This is a genomic window from Rhodococcus sp. KBW08 (genome assembly GCF_003852455.1).
Classification (GTDB): Bacteria; Actinomycetota; Actinomycetes; order Mycobacteriales; family Mycobacteriaceae; genus Rhodococcus_F; species Rhodococcus_F baikonurensis.
In genome coordinates this window covers 1-2,952 of the sequence record NZ_QAJJ01000024.1, presented here as the reverse complement: position 1 = coordinate 2,952, position 2,952 = coordinate 1, and the positions used below count along the sequence as shown (strand labels likewise).

The 2,952-nt window shown below is 60.5% G+C and carries 3 protein-coding genes and 2 pseudogenes; 1 reads left to right on the top strand and 4 read right to left on the bottom strand.

The genetic code is table 11. From position 1 onward, the window contains the following. Window positions 1–305: pseudogene (locus DBV08_RS28145) on the top strand (oxidoreductase); the annotation flags it as partial. 32 nt (window positions 306–337) lie between these two features. On the opposite strand, the gene DBV08_RS28140 reads toward DBV08_RS28145, so the two are convergent. The 4 genes and pseudogenes from DBV08_RS28140 to DBV08_RS28125 form a co-directional block, all read right to left on the bottom strand. Next, window positions 338–937: a DUF732 domain-containing protein gene (locus tag DBV08_RS28140; RefSeq protein WP_260395798.1), complete on the bottom strand. Its 600-nt coding sequence runs from the start codon at window positions 935–937 to the stop codon at window positions 338–340. Window positions 938–1,078: 141 nt separating this feature from the next. Beyond that, window positions 1,079–1,726 (bottom strand): hypothetical protein, encoded by a 648-nt coding sequence (locus DBV08_RS28135; protein ID WP_124569587.1) that lies wholly within the window; start codon window positions 1,724–1,726, stop codon window positions 1,079–1,081. 46 nt (window positions 1,727–1,772) lie between these two features. Then, window positions 1,773–2,561: a hypothetical protein gene (locus DBV08_RS28130; RefSeq protein WP_124569586.1), complete on the bottom strand. Its 789-nt coding sequence runs from the start codon at window positions 2,559–2,561 to the stop codon at window positions 1,773–1,775. Window positions 2,562–2,731: 170 nt separating this feature from the next. Next, a pseudogene (locus DBV08_RS28125) lies at window positions 2,732–2,952 on the bottom strand (hypothetical protein); the annotation flags it as partial.

The window sequence follows — 2,952 nt, the reverse complement described above, 5'->3', positions numbered from 1 at the left end:
ACTCGATCATCGACGACGGCAACGCGGTCCTGTCAGTAGTCGACGTAGACCTACTCGCCCGATCTATCCACGAGCTGTCGATAGAACACCAATTTCGCTACGGCTCAACACTTCACGTCAACGAACCTGCCCCACGGACAGTCATCGACCTTCTCGAGCATCATGCGCGGGAGACCAACTGGACTGTGCCCCAAAGCTCTATCCCCCGCGCCGACGCAGTGAAAGCTGCTGCCCAGCTGGGTCTCGACATGCACAAGATAGACATGATCAGCCTCGATCACTGGTTCCGGTCGAGACTGTACTGACACTTTGTTCTCGAGTCGCTAGCTTCGAAGCCTCAGCAGTATGTTTGTTCGGCAGCCGAGACATATGCTTCGGCGATCTGACCGGATTCGAGGCCTGTACCGGTAGCGAGAGCCTCACCAACACTGTCGAATTCGTTCAGAACCTCGGTTCGCGGCATTCCCGAGCCCAACGCAGCGCAAGTTCCGTTCGCAAAGCTGATTTCAACACTGTCCATCCCGAGCGCGGGAACTCCACGCGCACGTAGTGCGCGTAGATAGTCTTGCCCTCGCGGGCCCGCCTCGGCGACAATCTCCTCCGGCGTGCGATCTCCCGCCGGTACCGCGCTCTCGTTGGTTTCAGCTATCTCCACGCCGGTCGGCGGATTCTTACCGGGGCTCGGTAGAGACAAGATCGACGTCGAGGGATTCGAGTCACTCTGGGATGCAGACTCTTCCGCTCCAACATCGGCAGAACCGACGGTGGCCGACGTCACGGGAGGAGCAGAGGTGACGGCGGCCATATCTTCGGCAGTGCCCAGTGCACGTGCCTCGCTCGTCGGATTGTCCCGATCGGAATCGGGGCTACTACTGCACGCAGTCAAAGCGCACGCCGCCAAGGCTGCGAATACGAGGGTGCGGCCAATGTGCTTCATTTCCCAACTCCTTGAGCGATTCTACTACGACACGCTTCGGGGATATGCGCATTCCCTCCGAAACCCAGACCCAGCGAATCCCGTTGTCATATATACCTTTCGGATGTATGTCAACGGGATTCGCTACCTACTGGTTCGGTGTCAGGGGGTGACGTTGATCGGTGTGGCCGATGCGAACTGCAGTGTGCCCGACATCGTTGCCGTTCCGGTGGCTGCGGCGGGGCAGACGGGCCCGGTGCCGGTGCGTGTGTAGTTCACGGTGCCGGTGTTGCTCGCCACGACGCGCTGGTTGGCGATGTCGAAGGGCAGTGGTCCGATAGTACTGACTCCGGTACCTCCAGCCCCCGAGCCTACGACGGTGACCGTGCATGTCGATCCGGGTATCGTCACGACTGCCCCGTTGGCAGGGATGATGAGCGATCCCTGGGCAGAGCCGCCGGGCATGGCATCTCCGGAGACGTTCAATTGCCACGAACCGGAGGTTGTGACCACGGCGGGTAGGCCGTTGGCTTTGCACCCGGTCAGGCTGGGGGTACCGATGTTTACGTTGACCCCGCCGGTGCCGGTGTTGGAGTTGCCGGGCGCAGTTGGGACGGTTCCGGAGCCTGTCGTGCTGGTGCAGGTAAGGGTGATCGTGCCGGTCTTGATACTGAGATTGCTACTGGAGGCAGTCACAGCTTGACCTGCCGGAGTGACGACGGTCGACGCCAAAGCAGGGCCGGCGGCGACTGCGATCGCGGCCGCTGCGGCAGCTGTGACGAAGGTGGTGCGGCGTAGTGCGTGGGACATCGATATCTCCTTGTTGGTGATACTTCGTGAGTCGCCGGTGCTTGCCCTACTGCGTCCGCAGGCTGTCGGCGCCGATGTTGAACACATCGCTTGTGGTGGCCAGCGAGTTGTGGCCAGTTGAGGAGGGAACGTTCGCGCGAAGGTTGACGGCCCAATTCAGTGCGCCGAACAGTCCGCAGCCAGATGCTCCCGGTACTGCGAAGGTCTGGTCAGCGTGTTTGACGTTCCGTACGGCGGCGGTGTCCGGAAACCCTGGAACTTCTTCAAGGACACCGTTTTCGGTCACTCCGAGTTTGAACATGATCGGGTTGCTCGCAGAACCGAGGTAGCAGTTGCCGCCAAGTAGGGGGTTGGAGATCTTCAATCGTGCCGGAAGCGTGACGCCGAGTTGGAACGCGTCGACTGTCGGCAATGCGACCGGTTCAACGGTGGCCTTGATAGTGGTCAGGCCGCCGGGGAACGGTATACCGAGCCCGAAGATTCCTCCTGGCACCTCGATGGGCGTGGAATAGACGCCTTTGGTGCCGTCATTCGGAGGTATGAAGATCTGGTCGAACCCGAATTCAGCGTCGGGGTTCTCGCGATAGGCGACACCGCCGGCGATATTCAACGAGCCGGAAGGAATCGGTACTTTGAGTCCGTTGATGTTCATTTCGCCGCCTTTGACGACGACATCGACGCAGGTGCTTGTCTCCGGATTTGCTATCGGGCACTTTCCCCAGCCCCCGAACGGCGCATTGGGCAACGGGGTCGCCGCCGCAGTTGACACGGCCCCGAGAGTGAGGACTCCTGCTGCAAGGACAGCGAGTGCCGCTCTGAATCGTATTGTGCGCATGATCATTCGGTCTCCATATGAAAAGTAACTGGCTAGAAGTTTAGAGCGCCACTGCATCGGATAAGGATGACGTTGCGACGTGCACGACATGTCGATGAGAACGCCTGTTGTGAAGACGATTGCTTGACTTCCCGCTACTCCACTAAGCGACGCAGTACTAGGGCAAGCGCCTATCCAGCGTTACGTTCGGCGATGACGGCGGCGGGTTCAGGTGAGCCGGCCGGCTGGGGCCTGAGGCTGTCGGCGCCGATGTTGTAGACGTCGCTCGTCGTGGTGAGTGAGTTTGACGTGGTGGACGAGGGAAGCCCGGCACGCCAGTTGACGATTGGATTCAGAACGCCGAACGGGCCGCACCCGGACGCTGTCGGGACCGTGAAGGGCTGTCCGGTGT